Here is a 17,267-nt window from a genome sequence, read left to right as displayed (position 1 = left end):
AATGTGTTTGCAGCCGCTATTCGGACGCGGTCTGGACTTCCTGCGCCTGGGCTGGCTTGTCCGCCGAGGCAGCGACCTTGCCGTCGAGCGCGAGGTAGATGTTGAACCACGCCAGGTACGTGCGCCACGCCGGGTCGCGCTGCTCGATGAGCGTCCGCCGCGCCTGCTCCATCCGCTGGGGCACGTCGAAAGGCATCCGAGTCTTGTCCTCGGATTGCAGCTGCGCCGCGAACCAGAGCACGTCCAGTTGGCCCGCATCGACCGGCGCGTGCGTGCGAGCCATCAGTGAGTCGGAGTGCTCCAGCGCCTTGCCCAGCCATTGCGCCGCCTGCGCCGGGTCGCGGCGGTCCACGGCGTTCTCCGCCAGCCGCAGCTCCGCCAACGTCACCGCGCGGATGTCCTCGTCGCGATCCAGTTCGTCGAACTGCTCCAGGAACAGCGCGCGCCGCTGCTCCAGCGCTCGGGCTGCGGCGTCCATGCGCCCGAGCCGCGTCTCCGCGTTGGCGCGCAGCCCCGCGGCGATGATGCGATACGCGCGCTGGACGAACTTCGGCGTGGCGTGCGCCTGCTTCAGCGTGGCCCGCACGGCGGGCGTCGCCAGGTCCCGGTCCACCTGGTCCAGGTCCTCCAGCGCCCGCTGGGGTTGGTCAGCGCCCAGCGCCGCGCCGCAGCGGGCCAGCCGCAGCACCAGCCGGTTGCGCAGGCCCTCCTCGTCGCGGGGGCCGGCTTCGACGCCGGGCAGCACGCGGTCGTAGAGCGTCAGGGCCCGTTCGAATTTGCCCGCGGCCAGGTTGTAGAGCGCCGCGCGGTCCATCACCAACGGGATGAACCGGGCCATCTTCGGCACGGACTCCACCGTGGCCAGGGCCTTGTCCGCAGCCTGCGCGGCCTCCGCCTCGCGGTTGACGTGCAGGAGCGCCCGGGCCCGGGCCAGTGCCACGGACAGCCCCGCTCCGCTGTCCGCGTAGGGCAGCTTGTCGCGCTCGTCCAGGTAGCCCAGGGCGATGTGGTAGTTGCCCACCTGCGTGTGCAGCAGCCCCAGCGCGCCAAGGATCATGGCCTTGTAGCGCGCGTTGTTGCGCACCAGGTCCAGGGCGACCAGGTAGTGCCGGTTGGCGCGCTCGGCGGCGGCGGGGTTGCGACCGCGCAGGAAGTCCTCGTGGTGGATGGCTCCCATGAGGGCCTGCACCTCGCGCTGGTTCTTGAGCTCCTGCCACGCCGCGCGCAGCTCCGCGAGGCCGGTCTTCACCGCCTGGGCTTGGGCGTCGTCATCCAGCTTGGACAGCCGGCGCGTCGTCACGTAGGCCTTCACGAAGTGCGAGAGCGATACGGCCTTGCTCGGCACCTCCGTGGTGACCTCCTTGATCACCACCTCGGGGGCGACGCCCGCGCGCAGGCGCAGGCTCATGGACTCGACGGCGCTCTCCAGCGAGCCCGTCCTGCGGGTCACGAGGTCGAAGTCCGCGCGCGCCTCGTCCATCCGGTCCCGCCCCATGCGGCGGTAGGCGCGGCCCATCAGCGCGCGGCGGAACAGCCGCTCCGCCCGGCGCCGCTCCTCGGTGCCGGCCGGTGCGTCGTCGACGTAGAGCGTCGCCAGGGCCTCCATCACGCCGTCGGCGCCCAGGCTCGCCGCGCGCTCGGCGGCGTCCTGCACCACCATGCGGCGGCGGAGCGGATCCGTCTGCTGTTTGTAGAACGCGACCAGGGCGTCCCGGACGGGGCGGGGAGGGCGCTCCTGGTTCAACGCATTGACGTGGCGGCCCAGCTCCAGGGCGAACGCATACGGCGTCCCCGGAGGCTCCGCCGCGAGCGCCTGGGCCATGGTGACGTCCGCTTCCGCGTAGGGGCGTCCCCGGTACAGCGCGCGGACGGCGCCGCGCGCGAAGTCCAGTTGGTCGTCCTGCTTGAAGATCTTGTTCTGGGAGAGCTTGCGGCCGGCGGCGACCAATGCGTTCCGGTCGTCCAGCTCGCGGTACAGCGCGTCCGCCTGTTCGTACCAGCCTTCCAGCACCGCGCGCGGCGTGGTGTCCGTCAGCTCGGCCGCCTCCAGCTCCTGGCGGGCGAGCGCGAAGTCGCCGGATGACTGCGCCAGCTCGCTGCGCACGACGTGACGGTAGACGGCGGAAGGCGGGCTGGGCGCGGCGGCGGGATCCAGGGCCGCCATGCGTTGGCGTTCGCCCTCCTGCAGCTCATCCACCATGCGGCCCCGGTCGCGCTCCTTCAGGGCCTTCCGGTGGGCGATGAGGATGCGCAACGGCTCCGACAGCCCGGCGGTGACGGGGTCGTCCACCTTCGACATCTGGCGGGCGTAGAAGTCCGCGGCGTCGAAATCGCCGTAGGCCAGGTGGAGCTGGCTCAGGCGCATCATCAACAACCGGCGGAGCTTGGGCCGGGTCTCGAGCAGCAGCCGTTGGCGGTAGAGGATGAGCTGATCCGCGCGCCGGCCCACCATGCCCAGCTCCTCGCTGAGGCGCTTCACGTCCCATTCACCGGGCACCTGGCCACCCAGCGGCAGCTGATACACGTCCAGCGACTGGCCCCGGGAACAGGTCGTGATGAGCGACGCGGCGGTGGGGGACGGGTACTCGCAGTTCCACGCCTCGCTGGTGAGCTGGTCCGGACTGGCGGCGGCGGCCTGGGCGGGCGCGTCGTCGCGCTCGGAGGCGAAGGGCACGCGGAACAGCACCCCGCTGTCGCTCGCGTCAATCACTCCGTCCCCGTTGGAGTCGGTGAAGAACTGCACCACGTACAGCGAGCGTCCGTCGCGCGCGAACACCGGCTGGCCCGTCTTCCCTGGGATGTCCAGCGTCAGCGGGACGGGGGCCGCGCCGGGGACATCCAACCGGATGGCCTCCAGGTGCGGCGCCGCTCGCGCGGCGAAGCCCGGTCCCACCTCCTGCACGGAGCGTTGGACCGGGACGTACACCAGCCAGCGTCCATCCGGGGAGATGGTGGGGCTGGTCAGGTTGCGGTCGAGCAGCGGCGTCACCTGCCATCCGGCCCCGAGCGCCACCTTCGACAGGCGCAGGTCTCCCTGGATGGTCGCGCGGCTCACCAGCGCGATGTGCGTGTCGTCGATCCACTCCGCCTGCAGCGCGCTGAGCTCCTCTTCCAGACAGCGGCGCTCCTTCGCCTCTGGCAGGTCCCTCACGCAGAGCTGGCCGCCGGCCTGGGTGCGGAACGAGATGTAGAGCAGCTGCTTGCCATTGGGGCTGATGCGCGGCCACGTCACGTCCGCGCCTTCGTCGAAGAGTCGGCGCTCGCGGCCCTTCTCCAGGTCCTGGACGAAGATCTCCGTGGCGATGTCCCGGTTGGACACGAACAGCAGCGAGTTCTCGTCGGGCCCCAGCTGCCCCAGGAACTGGTCGCCCATGCCCACGGTGAGCCGCTCGGGCAGGGCCATGCCTCCGTCGTTCTCGTCGTCCTGGGCCCAGGCGCCGCTCGCGAGGAGGACGGCCAGGGCCAGGAACCAGGGGCCTTGGCGCGTCAGCACTTCTTCTCTCCCCAGGTGCCGTCCTCGGCCTCCACCCAGCCGCCGCAGACGACGCCCTCCGCGTGCGCCAGACGCCAGTTCTGGCGCAGCGTCGCCTCCGGCACACCGGGGCGCACGGTCTTCATCCACTGCCAAAGCTGGCGCCGGGCGCGGTTCACCCGCTCCACCAGGGCGGCGTCATCCGCGGACACGCGCCCGGCCGTGCACTGCTTCCGGGTGAGCACCAGCAGCCCGTCCTTGCCCTCGCCCACGCAGTGGCGCCGCACGAGGTCGTCCACGCGGTCCGCCTGCGTCTTGCCCAGGTTCTCCACCAGCGGTGGGGGCTGGATGCCCAGGTCCTCCAGCTGGTTGGGCGTCAGCGGCACCGGCGTGGGGTTCATGCCCGCGCGCGCCAGCCGCTGCTCCACGTCCTTGTACGAGCCCGCGGCCTGCTCCTCGAGCGCCGTCGCCCGGTCCACCATGACGATCTCCGGCGCGCTGATGCATCCGGAAGCCGCGAGGGCGGCCACGAGCAGCAACCCACGATGTGTCATGGCAGAGCCTCTGGAGGGAACATGGTGGTGATGAGGCGGTCGACGATGGGGCCCAGGGGGATGCCCCGGATTTCATCGATGCTGACCAGCTTGGCCAGGCCGCCCATGGTGATGAGCAGGCTGCCGAAGCCCTGCTTGAAGCTCACGCGCACGTGCTCCGGGTACCCCAGGCCCAGCGCGTAGCGGACGCGATTGGTGGCGGGGTCCGTGTGGTGCGGATCCTCCACGTCCAACAGGTCCAACAGGTGGCGGTTGCCGATGCGCAGAATCTCCGCGCGCCCGTTGATGCTGCGGTCCCTGGCGGAGATGACCATGGCGGCGTTGCCGTCGAAGGGCTCGCCCCGGGAGGACTTCACGCCCGTGGCCCGCACGTGGGCCTCCAGCGTGGAGTGCTTGCCCTGCCAGTTCAGCATGCACTGGCCGGTGATGCGCCCTCCGCGGACGCCCATCTCCAGCTGGCTCATGGAGAACACGTTCTGGTTGATGGCCAGGTTGCCCGCCAGCGGCGCGATGGTCACCCACGGCGTGGTGATGCGGTCCGCGGACATGAAGCCGCTGCGCGTGAGCAGCGGGTGTTGATCCGCGAAGCGCAGCATCGAGTACGGATTGACGTCCAGGTCGTTCAGCAGGCGCACGCCGTCCTGGGAGACCTCCACGTTCTCCGTCAGCGGCACGTCGCCGTTGAGCGCCTCCACGACGATGCCGGACTCGGGCATCCGCACGTTCACGTCCTGGAGCTTGAGGCTGGACGTGGTGCGGAAGACCACCAGGTCCGGCGACGCCACGCGGAAGTCCACCGTGACCTTGCCGCTGCCTTCGACCTGGCCGGGCCGCGCGAGGTGGGCCAGGTCCTGCTCCAGCGAGCCCCGGAGCCCCATGCGCTGCTGATCATTGCTCAGGTCGAGCCGCCCCCGGACCTTCAGCAGCGTCTGCGTTCCGCCATTGGACAGCCGCAGGTCCGGGATGCGGATGACGCCGGTGGGCTTGCGCACGACGGAGAACGACGCCTCCACGTCCTGGACGGGGTAGGGCAGCGCCGGCTTCTGTTCCATCGAGCGGACCTTCACGAGCTGCTTCAGCTCGATGTCCCCCTTCTCCCATTGGTCGGTGAAGGTGGCGGTGCTGGCACTGGACAGGTCCGCGAAGGTGAACCGGCGGTCGTTCATGCTGACGGTGAGCTTCTCCACCGCCAGGGTCGTGCGGACATTTCGCTGGGCGCCGTCGGCGTGGGACTCGCCCTCCCAGCGCAGGGCGGGGACGTTGATGGTCTGGTCCGCCTGCTTCCAGCGCACGCCGCGCAGGTCCATGTGGGCCTTGCCCTCGAAGCTGGCGGCGCGCGGAGGCATGGGGGCCAGGCGGAAGCTTCCGTCGGAGCCCAGGTGCGTGATGAGGCCGGTCAGGGTTCCGTGCAGTTCGCCGGTCATCGCGAGCTTGGAGGGGTCCACTTCCGGGGGCACGCGCGCCTTCGCCAGGAGCGGCGACAGGGGACCCAGCGGCGGGAAGTCGCCCTTCACGTCCATGCGGAGCGCGCGAGCCTTCGGGTTGAACGCCAGTGCCGCGTCGGCGGCGACCTTCAGGCCCTCATGTCCGGTGAGCCCCAACTTGAGCGAGAGCTTGCGGCGGTCGACGTCGAACGTCAGCGTCTGGTGCTGGGTGCCCGCATCGGTCTCTCCAATGCGCAGCCCTTCGACCTTCAAGGCCAGGTCTCCCTTGTGCTTCCACTCGTCGCCCTGGGAGCGCAGCGCGAGCGTGGTGCTGGCGGCCGAGATGTCGTCCCAGCCCGCCTTCTTCAGGCTCAGCTCCGTCTGGTGGTCCACGCGCGGCGAGGGCGCGAAGAGGGCCGTCAGCCTGCCCTTGGAGGCCAGCGTCACGGCCAGGTGCTTCCAGGGGAAGCGCGCGGCGACGTCATCCGGGATGAAGGGCCGTGCCATGACGAGGTCCGGCAGCTGGGCGTCCAGCGAGTACGCCACGTCGTCGGTGCCCTTCGTGGCGTCCAGCGACGCGTGCAGCGAGCCCACGTCCAGCTCCAGCCGTGCGCGGGCCTTGCTCAGCCGTGGCTCCTCCATCGTGGGGAATGCGTCCGTCACGTGGAGCTGCACTCGCGCGGGACCCTTCAGTACCTCGCGGCCTTCGGTGGTGATTCGCAGCACCTCCACGGGTACGTCCGCCTTCACCGAGAAGGGGGGCTTCGCCGTGAGAGGCACCTGGAGGTTGAAGCCCAGGCGCTCCGCCATCGCTCGGTATCCGGGGGCACGGACATCCAGTGCTTCCACCTTGGCGGACAGGGCCGCATCCCCCGCGACCCTGAAGGGCGAGGAGAGGTCGGGCCGCAGCTGATGCCCCGTCAGCTCGCCAGAGGCCTTCGGAACGCGAAGCGGAGTGGCGCCTCCGACGTCGAGTCCCTGGAGCGCGAACGTGAGCCGCGCGGCCAGTCCCTGGGGGGCATCTGGAGTCGCCGTCAGTGAGATGCGTCCATCGCCAAGCTCCACCTTGAGTGCCTCCTGCACGAGGAGGAGCTTTGCCACGTCGACGTCCAGCCCGAGCCGGCCCTGGGCTCCCAGCTGGGGCATGTCGCTGAGCGTGACCTCGCGGGCCTCCAGGTGCACCTTGCCGCGCTCCAGGGAGAACGGGCGCAGGTCGTCGGGGATCCATCGCAGCAGCCGTCCGAGGTCCACGTCCGCCAGGGCCTGCGTCAGCACGGGCGGGACTTCCGATGCATCTGGAAGCACCAGCTGGGCCTGCACCTCGGCGCTGTCGGTCAGCTTCGTTCGCTCAAGCTCGACGGTGGTGTGTTGCTTGCTGGCGTCGAACCTGGCTGTCACCGCGCCGTGCAGCAGCGAGCGGAGCGTGAAGCGCGGATCGAAGGTCTGCTTCGCGACGTCCAGGTCCACCTTCACGTGCGCGGCGTCCGTGCTCGCTTCCACTGACAGGACCAGCTCCAGCAGGGCTTCGGCGGCGGGTGCTTCACGGTTCAGCGTCAGGGCCAGCGGCTTCCCGGCCTTGCCGAGGTCCACGAGGAGCTTCCAGCTCTTGTCCTGCTGCTTCGCTTCGATTCCGGCTTCGAGCCCGCGCAGCGACCAGCGGTCCACCACCGCGCTGTTCTGGACGCGGACATAGGTCAGCGACACGTTCGACAGCTCGATGCTCGAGACGGGGAACGGGGAGGCGAAGAGATCCGCGACCTGCTGGGAGGTTCCGGGGGACACTTCATCCACCGGTTCCGGCTCCGGCGGTCCGGTCAGGTTCGTGAGCGACGTGGTCCCTTTTTCATCCGCCACCAGGACGACAGTCGCGTCGCGCACCGCCACCCGCTCCACCCGGACCGGTCCCTTCAGCAGGGCTCCGAACGACCACGCCGCCTCCAGCGTGCCGACCCGCAGGAACTCGGGCGCGACGTCCTGGAATGGCGGCGGGGTCCGCACCACCAGTCCTTCCATGCGCAGGCCGGAGAGCACGTCGATCCGCGCGGTCTGGTAGTCCAGCCGCACGCCCGAGGCTTCTTCCACCTGCGAGACGACGTGCGGCTTCAGCCAGGGGTGGTCGAGGTTGTGAAGCGCGGTCACGACCGCGATGAGCAGGAGGACGATCGTCGCGAGGAGGATCAGGCCCGCGCCCGCGATGATTCGCGTCAACCGCCGACGAGGCCGTTCAGCACCGGGGGAGTCCATGATGTTCCGTCGAGGCGACCGGCCCGCCTCCTCCTACCATGCGACGGAAGCGGGCTTCAATCCGAGCATGCCTCGCGAGCCGGGCGGCGCCGTGCACCCGGAAAAACGCTTCAACCGAAGCTGGACGGAGTCATTCCCGCGGTGCCGCCCGCGAGGGGTTTGTAGGGGAAATAGAGGTTTCGCACGAAGCGGGTGAACAGGTGCTCCTCGTTCCAGCGCTGGCGGGCCATGCCGTACACGCCGGGTGCGCGCAGGTCGTGCGCGGAGACGCCGGTGACGAACTCGCGCTCGCTGTAGATGGCGAAGACCTCGTCCACCGCCGCGCGGCTTCGGTAGGTGCGGAGCATCGTGCGGTAGATGAGCTCGCTCTCCTTCTGGGTGAAGGCCAGCCCCTGGATGGCGTGCGCCATCTCGTGGAAGACCAGGTACTGCTCCGACTCCAGCCGGTCCTGCTTCAGCGCGATTCGTGCCCGGGGCCAGTCCGGATGATCCCAGAACAAGCCCGCGGTCTGGGGGGACACGGCACGGGGATAGCCGTACTTCGTCAGCGCGTGTCCGGGGGGAATCAGCTCCAGCGTCAGGGGCCTCGCGGCCTCCAGGCGGGCGATGAGCTGGAGGTTCCCGGCGAGCTGCCGGATGATCTCCTCCTGCACCCGCTTCACCTGCGTCGCCGGGGCGCCGTACGGCTTGAGCTCCAGCTTCGCGCTCACATAGGCGCGGGCGCGCGCGGGGCCTTCCGCGGGGGGACGGCCTCCGCGTGACTCGAAGACGTCGCCGCCCTCCAGCAGGGTGAAGGCGCTCAGCGGTTGCTTGAGCCCGACCTCCGCCGCCAGCGGGGTGACGTCCGGCGTGGATCCGTCCAGTGTCTCGTAGCGCTCCGGGGCCATGGGCTCAGGAGCAGGTCTTCGCCTGCTGCTTGCAGGAGTCGGTGCAGGCCGGCGTCTGCGTATCGAGGGTGAGCCGCTCCGCGTTGCCCTGCACGGAGTCCGGCGGCTGCCTGGATGCGGGCCGGCCGCGCGGCTGGCAGCTGTTGAGACACGCGTCGTACTGGTCGCGGCAGGCCGGCGACATGTGCGACGTGTCGAGCGTCGCGCAACTGGACAGCAGGGACAGGGCGGCCGCGAAAAGGGTGATGCCACGGACGAGGTTCATGCCAGGAGTCTAGACTGGGAGCCCCGGATGGGCACCCGGTGGAGGAGCAGGGCGTGAAAGGACCTGGAACAGCATGCCAATGGGAAGAACCTGGAACCGGAGCCTCGTCCCGCCCTCGCTGTTCGCGGCGCTCCTTGGGGTGGCGTTGGTCGCCTGCTCCCCAAGTCCCGAGCCTTCCGCGCCAGTGCTACCTTCCGATGCGGGTGTGACGGCGGCCGACGCGGGAGTGACTCCGGTGGCCATCGCCAAGCGCCGGCCCGACGTGTGGTGTGAGGGCCTTCCGCCAGAGCGGTGTGGTGAATTCCCCGAACTCTGCATCCGGCTGACGTACTGCGATGGTCAGCCGTTCTGCGCATCCCGCATGAACCGCCCAAAGGACCGCAAGTGTGGTTCGGTGAGCGTCTACGGCCTGGGCGAGCCGTGCTGCTCCGGACTGGTGAGCCGTTGCGGTGTGCTGACGCTGGACGACACCTGCGAACCGCAGCGCGACCCGATGGACATGCCTTCGTGTCTGGCGTGTGGCGATGGCGTGTGTGACGTGCACGAGCAGCGCTGCAATTGTCCCGAGGACTGCGCCGTCACCGCGAAGCGGCCCGGCATCCGCTATCGCGGCAGCAGCCCCGAAGGGCCCACCGGCCATCGCAACACCGAAGGCGTCACCCGCCCGGGGCAATGCCTGGATGCGCTGGAGAAGCCAGACGCCGTTCGACACTGCTTGAGGGAATGGGTGATGGCCCTCCTGGGACGCAGGTCCGCCAAGGAGCTTCGGCAGGCCGTGGACATCAAGCCGTTCACCCGCTTCGACCTCGACCTGTTGGAGTGCCTGGATGAACCGGAGGACCGGGATCCGCCTGGAACCCGCTCCCGTCGCGATGTCTGTCTCGAAGCGCTCCAGCGGCGGACGAAGGACACGCGGCTGCGAAAACTGATGAACCCCTAGCCATGTCCCCCGAGCACTCCATGTTCCCGCGCTCCGCCCGTCATTCGACCTGTCTCGCGTCGCTCCTCGTGCTCCTCCTGGCCGGGGAGACCGCGCAAGCGACGTCCTATCCGCCCTGGCAGCCGCCAGTGAGGCGCGCCATCGTGAATGACGATGAGGTGGCCTTGCGTGCGTTACTGGCCGAGGGTGCGTCCCGGAACGTCATGGACGATCCGAGTCATCCGGGGGCGTATTCCCCGCTCATGGTGGCGTGCGAGGAAGGGAAGGAGAAGGCCGCCAACGTCCTGCTGGATGCGGGCGCGGATCCGTTGCTCATTGTTCCCCGGCATCAACGGTACTGGCCTCCGCCGGGATGGAGCGCTGTGTGCTTCGCGCGATTCAAGGGCCTGAAGCGAATCGAGCAGCGCCTGTTGGACGCGGGCGCCTCCGCCCGGTCCGCGTGTCTGTTGGATGCGGACTTCCTCGCTGCCGCCGTTGCGCGCCAGCCCCCCCAGGTGGAGCGCCTTGCCCGGCAGGGTCGGGGTGGAATCTCCCCCTCCGTCATCCAATACGCCATGGGGCAGGCCTTCGCCCACCGGGACGTAGCGCTGATGCGTGCCGTGCTGGTCGCGGGTAGGCCCGTCTCGTCCCGCGACGGGGCCGCCCTTCTCGAACGTTGGCTCAGTGACTTCAACGCCGTGAGTCCCGCGATGGTGGACGTCCTGCTGGAGGGTGGGGTGCGTCCGCCGCTTCTTCCGCTGGCGAAGGCGGGCCTCACGGCGCAGGTGGCGCGAGTCCTCAAGATGAGCGCTTCACCCGACAGCCGCCCGGATGATCTGAACTCCTCGTTGCAACTGGCCGCGAGGAATGGGCACGTGGAGGTCGTGCGGCTCCTGCTGAAGGCGGGGGCGGACCCGAATGGGACGAAGTTCAGCAACCCCGTTCCGCTGCTGGATGCGGCGGATCGGCTTCGTGAAGACAAGGGCGACCCCACGATGATGAAGCTGTTGCTGGATGCCGGCGCGCGCGTGGACGTCAAACACTTCGGCGGCTCTCCCCTCACGGTGGCCGCGAACGGCTGTAGCGCGGAGGTCGTCTCCCTGCTGCTGCGCAAGATGTCCCGTGGCGCGATCGCGGAGGAGCCGGGCACCTATCTGTATGCCCAGGCCCTGCGCGCAGGGGACTTCTGCACGGAGGCCAGGTCCGTGAAGGTCCTTCAGGCCCTCCTCTCGGGCGGGGTCCGCATCCGGGAGCAACGGGACATGCACGGGGACTTCCTCGTGACGCGGGCCCGGGAATCCCGCGCCATCAGGGCTGAATTGGTGAAGGCGGGGCTTCATCTGTCCGAGACGCCGTGAGTGGGCTGGCGTCCTCGCGCCCGGCGTGTCCTGCCCAGCGCCCAGGCCGCCCATAGCAGGACTCCCGCCACGGAGACGCCAGGGGCCGCGCCGCAGCCGCCCGCGTTGCCTTGCCCGCCCGGCTCCCCTGGACCGCCTGGAACCTGCGGCTCCAAGGGCATGGAGACAGGCGCCCCGCCCATGCGCGGGGCGGATGGGTTGCCCAAGGTCAGCTCCCCGTAGCGCTGGATGAGCCGCAGCCGCGCGCCATCGAACGCGGCGCCGTCATCCGGTACCTGCCATGCGTTGGGAATGAGCTCTCGCGCCACCTGGTGCGCGAAGGCCGGGTCGCCCGCGTCGCTCACCGCCTTGAGCCATTCATAGTCCTGCATGCCCTGACGGATGAGCTTCAGGCGCAGGGAGGCCACCGGCACGTCCGTCCGTCCGCCGATGATCGCGGGCGTGCCCGGGTAGAACAGCGTCCCGTCCCCGTTGCCATCGAAGTGGTACTGGTCCGTCCACGCCGTGGGGAGCATGCCCGCGGTCTCGTAGTACAGCTCGCCCTTGCAGCCGAAGAGGAAGGACAGCCACTCCATCGCGCGGGCCTTCGTCGAGGGGCGGTCCACCATGTACGACGGCCAACCCGCCCCCGGCTGGTTCTGCGGCACGGAGACGCTGGGCGCGCAGCCGTGGATCGCGCAGCTTTGATACATCCACAACTCCGTTCCAGGCCGCGAGAGGAACTCCACGTACGTCGCGGTCTGGTTTCCCACGAAGCCTGGATCCGTGCCCTCCAGGTGGTTCACCATCGGCACCATGATGTCCACCAGGGGCACCAGGCCGGTGGGCTTCAGTTGGCTGGCGTTCGTCGTCAGCATGGTGCGAAGGCCCGGCGCGGCCTGCCGCACCAGCGTTCCGGCGGCTTGCACCTGCTCGTAGCTGATCCAGATGGGCGGCTCGTCGCCGATCAGCGCGAAGGCCCGGTCCAGCCAGCCGCGCTCGCGCATGTGCCCGGTGAAGGCCGACAGGCCGCCAGCGGTGAGGGGCCCTGTGTATTCCAGGCTCGTCATCCGCGCGCCGGACAGCCGCGTGGGCGCGGTGCCATCCAGGCTGGGCCCCCACGTCGCGTCGAAATCGCTCCATGCCTTGGGCCCGGACGCGCGCAGGTAGAGCCGGGGCTGCGTGATGCGGTGCTCCAGCGCCATCTGCTGGTAGCGCACGAGGAACGGTTGCAGCTCCTCGTGCGAGCAGTCCGCCCGGCCCAGATGCGCGAGGCACACCTGGGCCGGCGACAGCGAAAACGCCGAGGCCAGTGAGGAAGTGCTCGGCATCACCGCTTCCACCACCGTCAGCCTCGCGGTCACCTGCCGCTGGAAGCCGCCTTCCGCCTCCACCGTCACCGTGCCCGTGTAGTCGCCGGGGGGCGCGTCCCCGGGCACGTGCATGTCCACCCAGACGGCTCGCGCCTCGCGCGCGGGCACGTCGAAGGGGAAGGCATTGCGTTGCTCCCTGGCGATTTCGTCCGTGTCTGGCACCAGCCCGTCCGGCCAGCGCCCCACCGGCTGCCCGGGCTCGGAGCCCTGCTTCGTGGTGATGTACGCCTGCCGGTACAGCGTCACGTCCGGTCCCGTCAGCGTCGCGGGCCCCTCCAGCGCGGGCAGGCGGGCGCGCACGCCCCTCAGGCCCCGGTCACCGCCGTGCAACGCCACCTGGAAGGAGACGAACTCATTGCGCGCGGCGGTGAGTCGTACCTCGGTGCTGCTTCCTGGCGCGGTGTTGTCGGGACGGACCTTCACCATCATCCCTTCGCCCCACACCGCGGGCTCGGCCGCGAACACCGGCCAGGCCGCGGACAACGCCAGCCAGCCGAGTCCACACTGTCGAAGTGCCAGCATGGGGAATGGATGCGCACGGGCCGTGTGCGGCTCCAGCCTCCCGGCTGTCCCGTCACCCGGGCCCACCAGCGCTCCCAGGCTCGGATGCCGAAGGGCGGCGCCATGGGCAGACACGAGAGGCCATCGACGGCTTGCTTCCTCGTCTGGTCGAGTAAGGTGCGCGCTTCGCATGACGGCGCGAGGCCTGGGGAGACTTCCGGTGGATGGCAGGGAATGGCGGGTGCGGGTCCTGGGGCTGGCGCAGCTGTGCGGCCCTGACGGTCAACGCGTGAGGTTGGAGCGGCGCACCGCGGCGCTGCTGGCGTGGCTGGCATTGCAGGGCCCCTCGCCCAAGTTCGCGCTCGCGTCCCTCCTGTGGCCGGATTCGCCGCCCACGACCGTGCGAAGCAACCTGCGGCAGTTGCTGCGCCGACTGCGAGTCGCCACGGAGGATGCGCCCCTGGTGGAGGGCGACGCCGAACGGCTGGCATTGGTCTCGCCCTCGTCCGTGGACGCCGCGGGCCTCAAGGCCGCCACGGAGGCCCGTGCCCATGCGGAGGCCCTGGCGTGTGTGGACGCCGAAGGCAACACGTTGCTGGCGGGCTTCGACTTCGATGACTGTCCGGAGCTCGCGCGCTGGCTGGACGGCGCCCGCGCGGGCATCGAGGGATGGGTTCGCGAGGCGCGCGAGGCCCGCATCGCCCAGCTCACCGCCGCGGGCGATTGGACCGCCGCCCTGGGGCTCGCGCAGGCGTGGGCGCGGCAGGAGCCCGAATCCGAGCAGGCCGGCCGCCACCTCATCCGGCTGCACTACCTGCAGGGTGACCGGGGAGCAGCGCTCGCGACCTTCGAACACCTGCGCGACGTGCTGGACCGGGAGCTGGGCGTCACCCCCATGCCGGAGACGCTCGCGCTGGTGCGGGAGGTGGAGCAGGCCCCGCCGCGCTCACGCTCCGTTCCAGGTGCTCGGCCTTCGCTGCCTCTTTCAGTGCTGCGTCCTCCGGTGCTGGTGGGCCGGGACGCGGCGTGGCGGCAGCTGGAAGCCGGCTGGGAGGCGGGCCAGTTGCTGTTCATCTCCGGTGAGCCCGGTAGCGGCAAGACGCGGCTCGCGGAGGAGTTCGCGGCCACGCAGGGCCGCTGGGGACGCATCGAGGCGCGAGCGGGAGACCGGGACGTGCCGTTCGCCTCCCAGGCGCGCGCCTTCCGCACACAGCTGCGGCGCTGGCCGGACGTGAAGCTGCCGGACTGGGTGCGCACCGAGCTGTCGCGCATCCTCCCGGAGCTGGGAGATGCGCGGCTGCTGCCGCCCCTGGCCTCCGAGGCCGGCACGCTGCGCTTCTACGACGCCATCGTGGCTGCGCTCCAACTGCTTCACGAGCACGAGGACATCAGCGTCGCGGACGACGTGCAGTACTGGGACGCGGCCAGCGCCAGGGCCTTCACCTTCGCGCTCTCCCGGCTGGCCGACACGGCCCCTCCAGGCGCACGCAGCCTGCGCTTCATCGACTGCTATCGCCGGGGAGAATTGTCGCCCGAGACGCGGATGCACGTGGCAGGGCTCGTCGAGGCGGGATTGGCGCGCGTCGTGGAGGTGGACGCGCTGACGGACGAGGACGTGAAGCGCATGGTGGCGGGCATGGGACTGCCGGGCGCGGAGGCGCACCTGGATGCCCTGGCCCGCTACACGGGCGGCAATCCCCTGTACGTCGTGGAGACGCTGAAGCACCTGCTGGAGACGGACTCGTTGCACCGTGAATGGCCCCAACGGCTGCCGCCTCCAGGGCGCGTGGGCCCCCTCATCCAGCGGCGCCTGGAGGGGCTGTCCCCGCTGGCGCTCCAGTGCGCGCGGCTCGCGGCGCTGGCGGGGGCCTTCTTCCGGACCTCGCTCGTGGCCGGGGGACTCCAGGTGATGCATGCGGAGGCGCATGAGGCGCTCGCGGAGCTGGAGGCGGCCCAGGTGCTGATGGGCGAGCGCTTCAGCCACGACCTGGTGATGGAGGCGGTCCTGGCTGGAATGGGCCCCGGCGAGGAGCGCGTGCTGCACGCCCGGCTCGCCACGGTGTTCGAGGCGGACGGCGCCCCTTCCATCCTCCTGGCGCATCACTGGCTCGGAGCTGGACGGACGGAGCGGGCACTGCCTCACCTGCTGGCGTCCGCTCGCTCCGATGAACAGGTCCTGCCGCCCGAACTGGCGGCGGAGCATTACGCGCGGGCCGCGTCGCTCATGCTGTCGCTGGGACAGCACGAGGACGCCGTGCAGGCGCGGGCCGCCGAGGCGCGCTGCCGGCTCCAGGCTACCTCCGCGGGAGTCCTCACCCCTGGGCCAGCAGCAGGCCCAGGCGCTCGCGGTCGCCGCGGCTGAGCTTCAAAGCCGGCTCAGGCGCAGTAGTACGTCGGGGCCAGCTCCAGCACGCGCTGCTCCGCGAGGGGAGAGAGCGCGCGCAGGCGGGAGAGGAAGAGGGGGGCCTTCATTCCCATCCCGATGAAACCCCAGACATACGAACGCTCCTGGGACTCGGACAACTGCTGGCGTTCGGTGGGCGTGAACGTGCGCCCCACCGCCTTCTCCAGCGTCTGGAGGTCCAGCGCGAGCTGCGCGTTCAGGGTGCCGCGCAAGGCCTGGAGCAGCTCCGAGTATTCAGTCAGGGCCGCGTCCAGGGCTTCGGGCGCCTGGGCGAGGATCTTCTGGGCCTCCAGGAAGTCCAGCCGGGTGTGCTGCGCCTCTTCCAGCCAGTGGTGCTTGAGCAGGTTGCAGAACAGCGGATCCAGCGTCTCGTCTTTGTTTCCGCGAACCGTCTCCTGGTAGTGCTGCTGCGTCATCAGCTCCATGTGCAGGTTGAAGATCAGCACGCCCAGGTTCGACTTCGCCATGATGGCCCGGGCCACCTCCACCTGGTTGTCGAGCAGGGCAGGGGCGACCTTGAAGCCCTTCGCGAACGCGCCGGTGAAGCGCGCGAAGAGCTGCTGGTGCTTCAGCTCCTCCTCGGTGAAGCGCAGCAGCGCCCGCATGTGCGTCGCGTTCCCGTGAAGCTCCAGGCCGGCGCGCTGGGCGGCCAGGGCGACGGCGTACTCCTCCAGGAACAGGAACAGGTGCGCGTAGCTGTTGGAGCGGATGTGGTTCAACATCAGCCGCTCCTCCGCGCTCAGGAAGGGAATGTCTTCCGTGCCGGTCAGCGCATCCGAAAGGAACCGGTGGCTGAAGTCGAGCACGGTGTCCTTGGGCAACAGCTCATCCAGACGCCAGGACACCCGTTCGGAACTCTGGATACAGGACTGGTACTCCGGGGTTTGATTGAGCATTGATGAATCAAACGGGTTTTCCCAGCCTTGGGTCAATGGTTGGGACTTCATTCCTACTCACCGCGGTGGGTCATTCCTGCCTGGGATTGGGTTGAGAGGGAGGGGTGGGCTATGAAGTCGCCATGCCCAGAAACCTCGTTCTGCCTTTGTTCGCGCTGCTCGCGTTCGTCGGCTGTACCCACCAGGTGCGGCCGAGCCCCGCGCCCATGTCCAACGCGGGGACGCCGCTGGCGCTTCGCGCGCGCTACTTCATCTCCCCCGAGCAGAAGGCGCGCATCGACTCGGACAGCTACTTCGTCCTGGGCGCCGGGCACACCTGGAACATCACCATTGGCGAAGGGCTCACGCGCAGCTTCCCGCAGATGATGGGCACCGTCTTCCAGTCCGTCCAGGAGGCGTCCAGCCCTGATGACATGGGCGACGCGGACGTGCTCATCGTCCCGGAGATCCAGTACTTCGACGTCAACGGCGGTGGCTTCGTGTCGCAGTTGAAGCTGACGGTGCGCTCCCGGGGGACCCAGGACGCCATCCAGGTGAGTGACCTGATCGAGGGCGAGTCCCAGAAGAGCAAGGCGGCCTCGGCGTGGTTGGGTGGGGCGTCCGCGGGGCAGGAGGCCCTGCGGCAGTCCACCGAGCTCGCCTTCGAGGACGTGATGCCCAAGGTCGCCACCCGCCTGCGCGCAATCTTCGCCAAGACGCAGGCCAAGGCGTCTCCGGGCGTGCTCTGACCCAAGTCTCCAGCGTCAACACACGTGAACACTCGAGGGCCCGGAACCAACCGTTCCGGGCCCTTTGTTTTTCCCAGACACGCTAACGCGCTGCGTATTGAGACCCCGGAATCCGGGGCCTACAAGGTTCCTTGTTGTCAAAGTGCCAATAGGCGCGGAGGCCGTGTATGAGACTGCGATGGAGCCGTACGTGGGCGTGTCCGAGTTCGCTGGTCCTCTTCCTGGTCAGTGCCGCGGCTGCCGCGGCTCCCTTACCGCTGCTG

Annotated in this window: 11 protein-coding genes; 4 read left to right on the top strand and 7 right to left on the bottom strand. The window is 69.7% G+C overall.

Features of this window, described 5'->3' with window-relative positions; translation table 11 throughout:
- Window positions 1-16: 16 nt before the first annotated feature.
- From D7Y15_RS03770 to D7Y15_RS03750, 5 genes are all read right to left on the bottom strand, one after another.
- A complete protein-coding gene (locus D7Y15_RS03770; protein ID WP_121751726.1) occupies window positions 17-3,493 on the bottom strand; it encodes a PD40 domain-containing protein in 3,477 nt (1,158 codons plus the stop codon).
- A complete protein-coding gene (locus D7Y15_RS03765) occupies window positions 3,487-4,026 on the bottom strand; it encodes a DUF1318 domain-containing protein (RefSeq protein ID WP_120575226.1) in 540 nt (179 codons plus the stop codon). The genes D7Y15_RS03770 and D7Y15_RS03765 overlap by 7 nt, the downstream gene beginning before the upstream one ends.
- A complete protein-coding gene (locus D7Y15_RS03760) occupies window positions 4,023-7,694 on the bottom strand; it encodes a hypothetical protein (RefSeq protein ID WP_121751725.1) in 3,672 nt (1,223 codons plus the stop codon). Before D7Y15_RS03760 ends, D7Y15_RS03765 begins: the two co-directional genes overlap by 4 nt.
- A 110-nt stretch (window positions 7,695-7,804) precedes the next feature.
- Complete coding sequence (locus D7Y15_RS03755; protein ID WP_120575228.1) at window positions 7,805-8,581, bottom strand: hypothetical protein; 777 nt, start codon at window positions 8,579-8,581, stop codon at window positions 7,805-7,807.
- Between the two features lie 4 nt (window positions 8,582-8,585).
- Window positions 8,586-8,846 carry a hypothetical protein gene (locus tag D7Y15_RS03750; RefSeq protein ID WP_120575229.1) on the bottom strand — a complete coding sequence of 87 codons (261 nt, stop codon included), beginning with the start codon at window positions 8,844-8,846 and terminating at the stop codon, window positions 8,586-8,588.
- A 361-nt stretch (window positions 8,847-9,207) separates the two neighbouring features.
- Here D7Y15_RS03750 and D7Y15_RS03745 point away from each other — a divergent pair, with 361 nt between their 5' ends.
- Window positions 9,208-9,786 carry a hypothetical protein gene (locus tag D7Y15_RS03745; RefSeq protein WP_148712679.1) on the top strand — a complete coding sequence of 193 codons (579 nt, stop codon included), beginning with the start codon at window positions 9,208-9,210 and terminating at the stop codon, window positions 9,784-9,786.
- 2 nt (window positions 9,787-9,788) lie between these two features.
- Window positions 9,789-11,123: an ankyrin repeat domain-containing protein gene (locus tag D7Y15_RS03740; RefSeq protein WP_121751724.1), complete on the top strand. Its 1,335-nt coding sequence runs from the start codon at window positions 9,789-9,791 to the stop codon at window positions 11,121-11,123.
- Here D7Y15_RS03740 and D7Y15_RS03735 read toward each other — a convergent pair.
- A complete protein-coding gene (locus tag D7Y15_RS03735; RefSeq protein ID WP_121751723.1) occupies window positions 11,102-12,997 on the bottom strand; it encodes a DUF4091 domain-containing protein in 1,896 nt (631 codons plus the stop codon). The two genes, D7Y15_RS03740 and D7Y15_RS03735, sit on opposite strands and share 22 nt — an antisense overlap.
- Window positions 12,998-13,166: 169 nt before the next feature.
- Here D7Y15_RS03735 and D7Y15_RS03730 point away from each other — a divergent pair, with 169 nt between their 5' ends.
- Window positions 13,167-15,338 (top strand): BTAD domain-containing putative transcriptional regulator, encoded by a 2,172-nt coding sequence (locus D7Y15_RS03730; RefSeq protein WP_199745875.1) that lies wholly within the window; start codon window positions 13,167-13,169, stop codon window positions 15,336-15,338.
- Window positions 15,339-15,352: 14 nt separating this feature from the next.
- On the opposite strand, the gene D7Y15_RS03725 is transcribed toward D7Y15_RS03730, so the two are convergent.
- Window positions 15,353-16,276: a hypothetical protein gene (locus D7Y15_RS03725; RefSeq protein ID WP_120578060.1), complete on the bottom strand. Its 924-nt coding sequence runs from the start codon at window positions 16,274-16,276 to the stop codon at window positions 15,353-15,355.
- 122 nt (window positions 16,277-16,398) lie between these two features.
- Here D7Y15_RS03725 and D7Y15_RS03720 point away from each other — a divergent pair, with 122 nt between their 5' ends.
- The gene (locus D7Y15_RS03720) at window positions 16,399-17,004 is read left to right on the top strand and encodes a hypothetical protein (RefSeq protein ID WP_148712678.1); all 606 of its coding nucleotides are present in this window, start codon (window positions 16,399-16,401) and stop codon (window positions 17,002-17,004) included.
- Window positions 17,005-17,267 lie beyond the last annotated feature (263 nt).

This window comes from Corallococcus sp. AB030 (genome assembly GCF_003668965.1).
Classification (GTDB): domain Bacteria; phylum Myxococcota; class Myxococcia; order Myxococcales; family Myxococcaceae; genus Corallococcus; species Corallococcus exiguus.
Note: the sequence above shows the minus strand (reverse complement) of the source record. Positions and strands in the feature narration are given on the sequence as shown.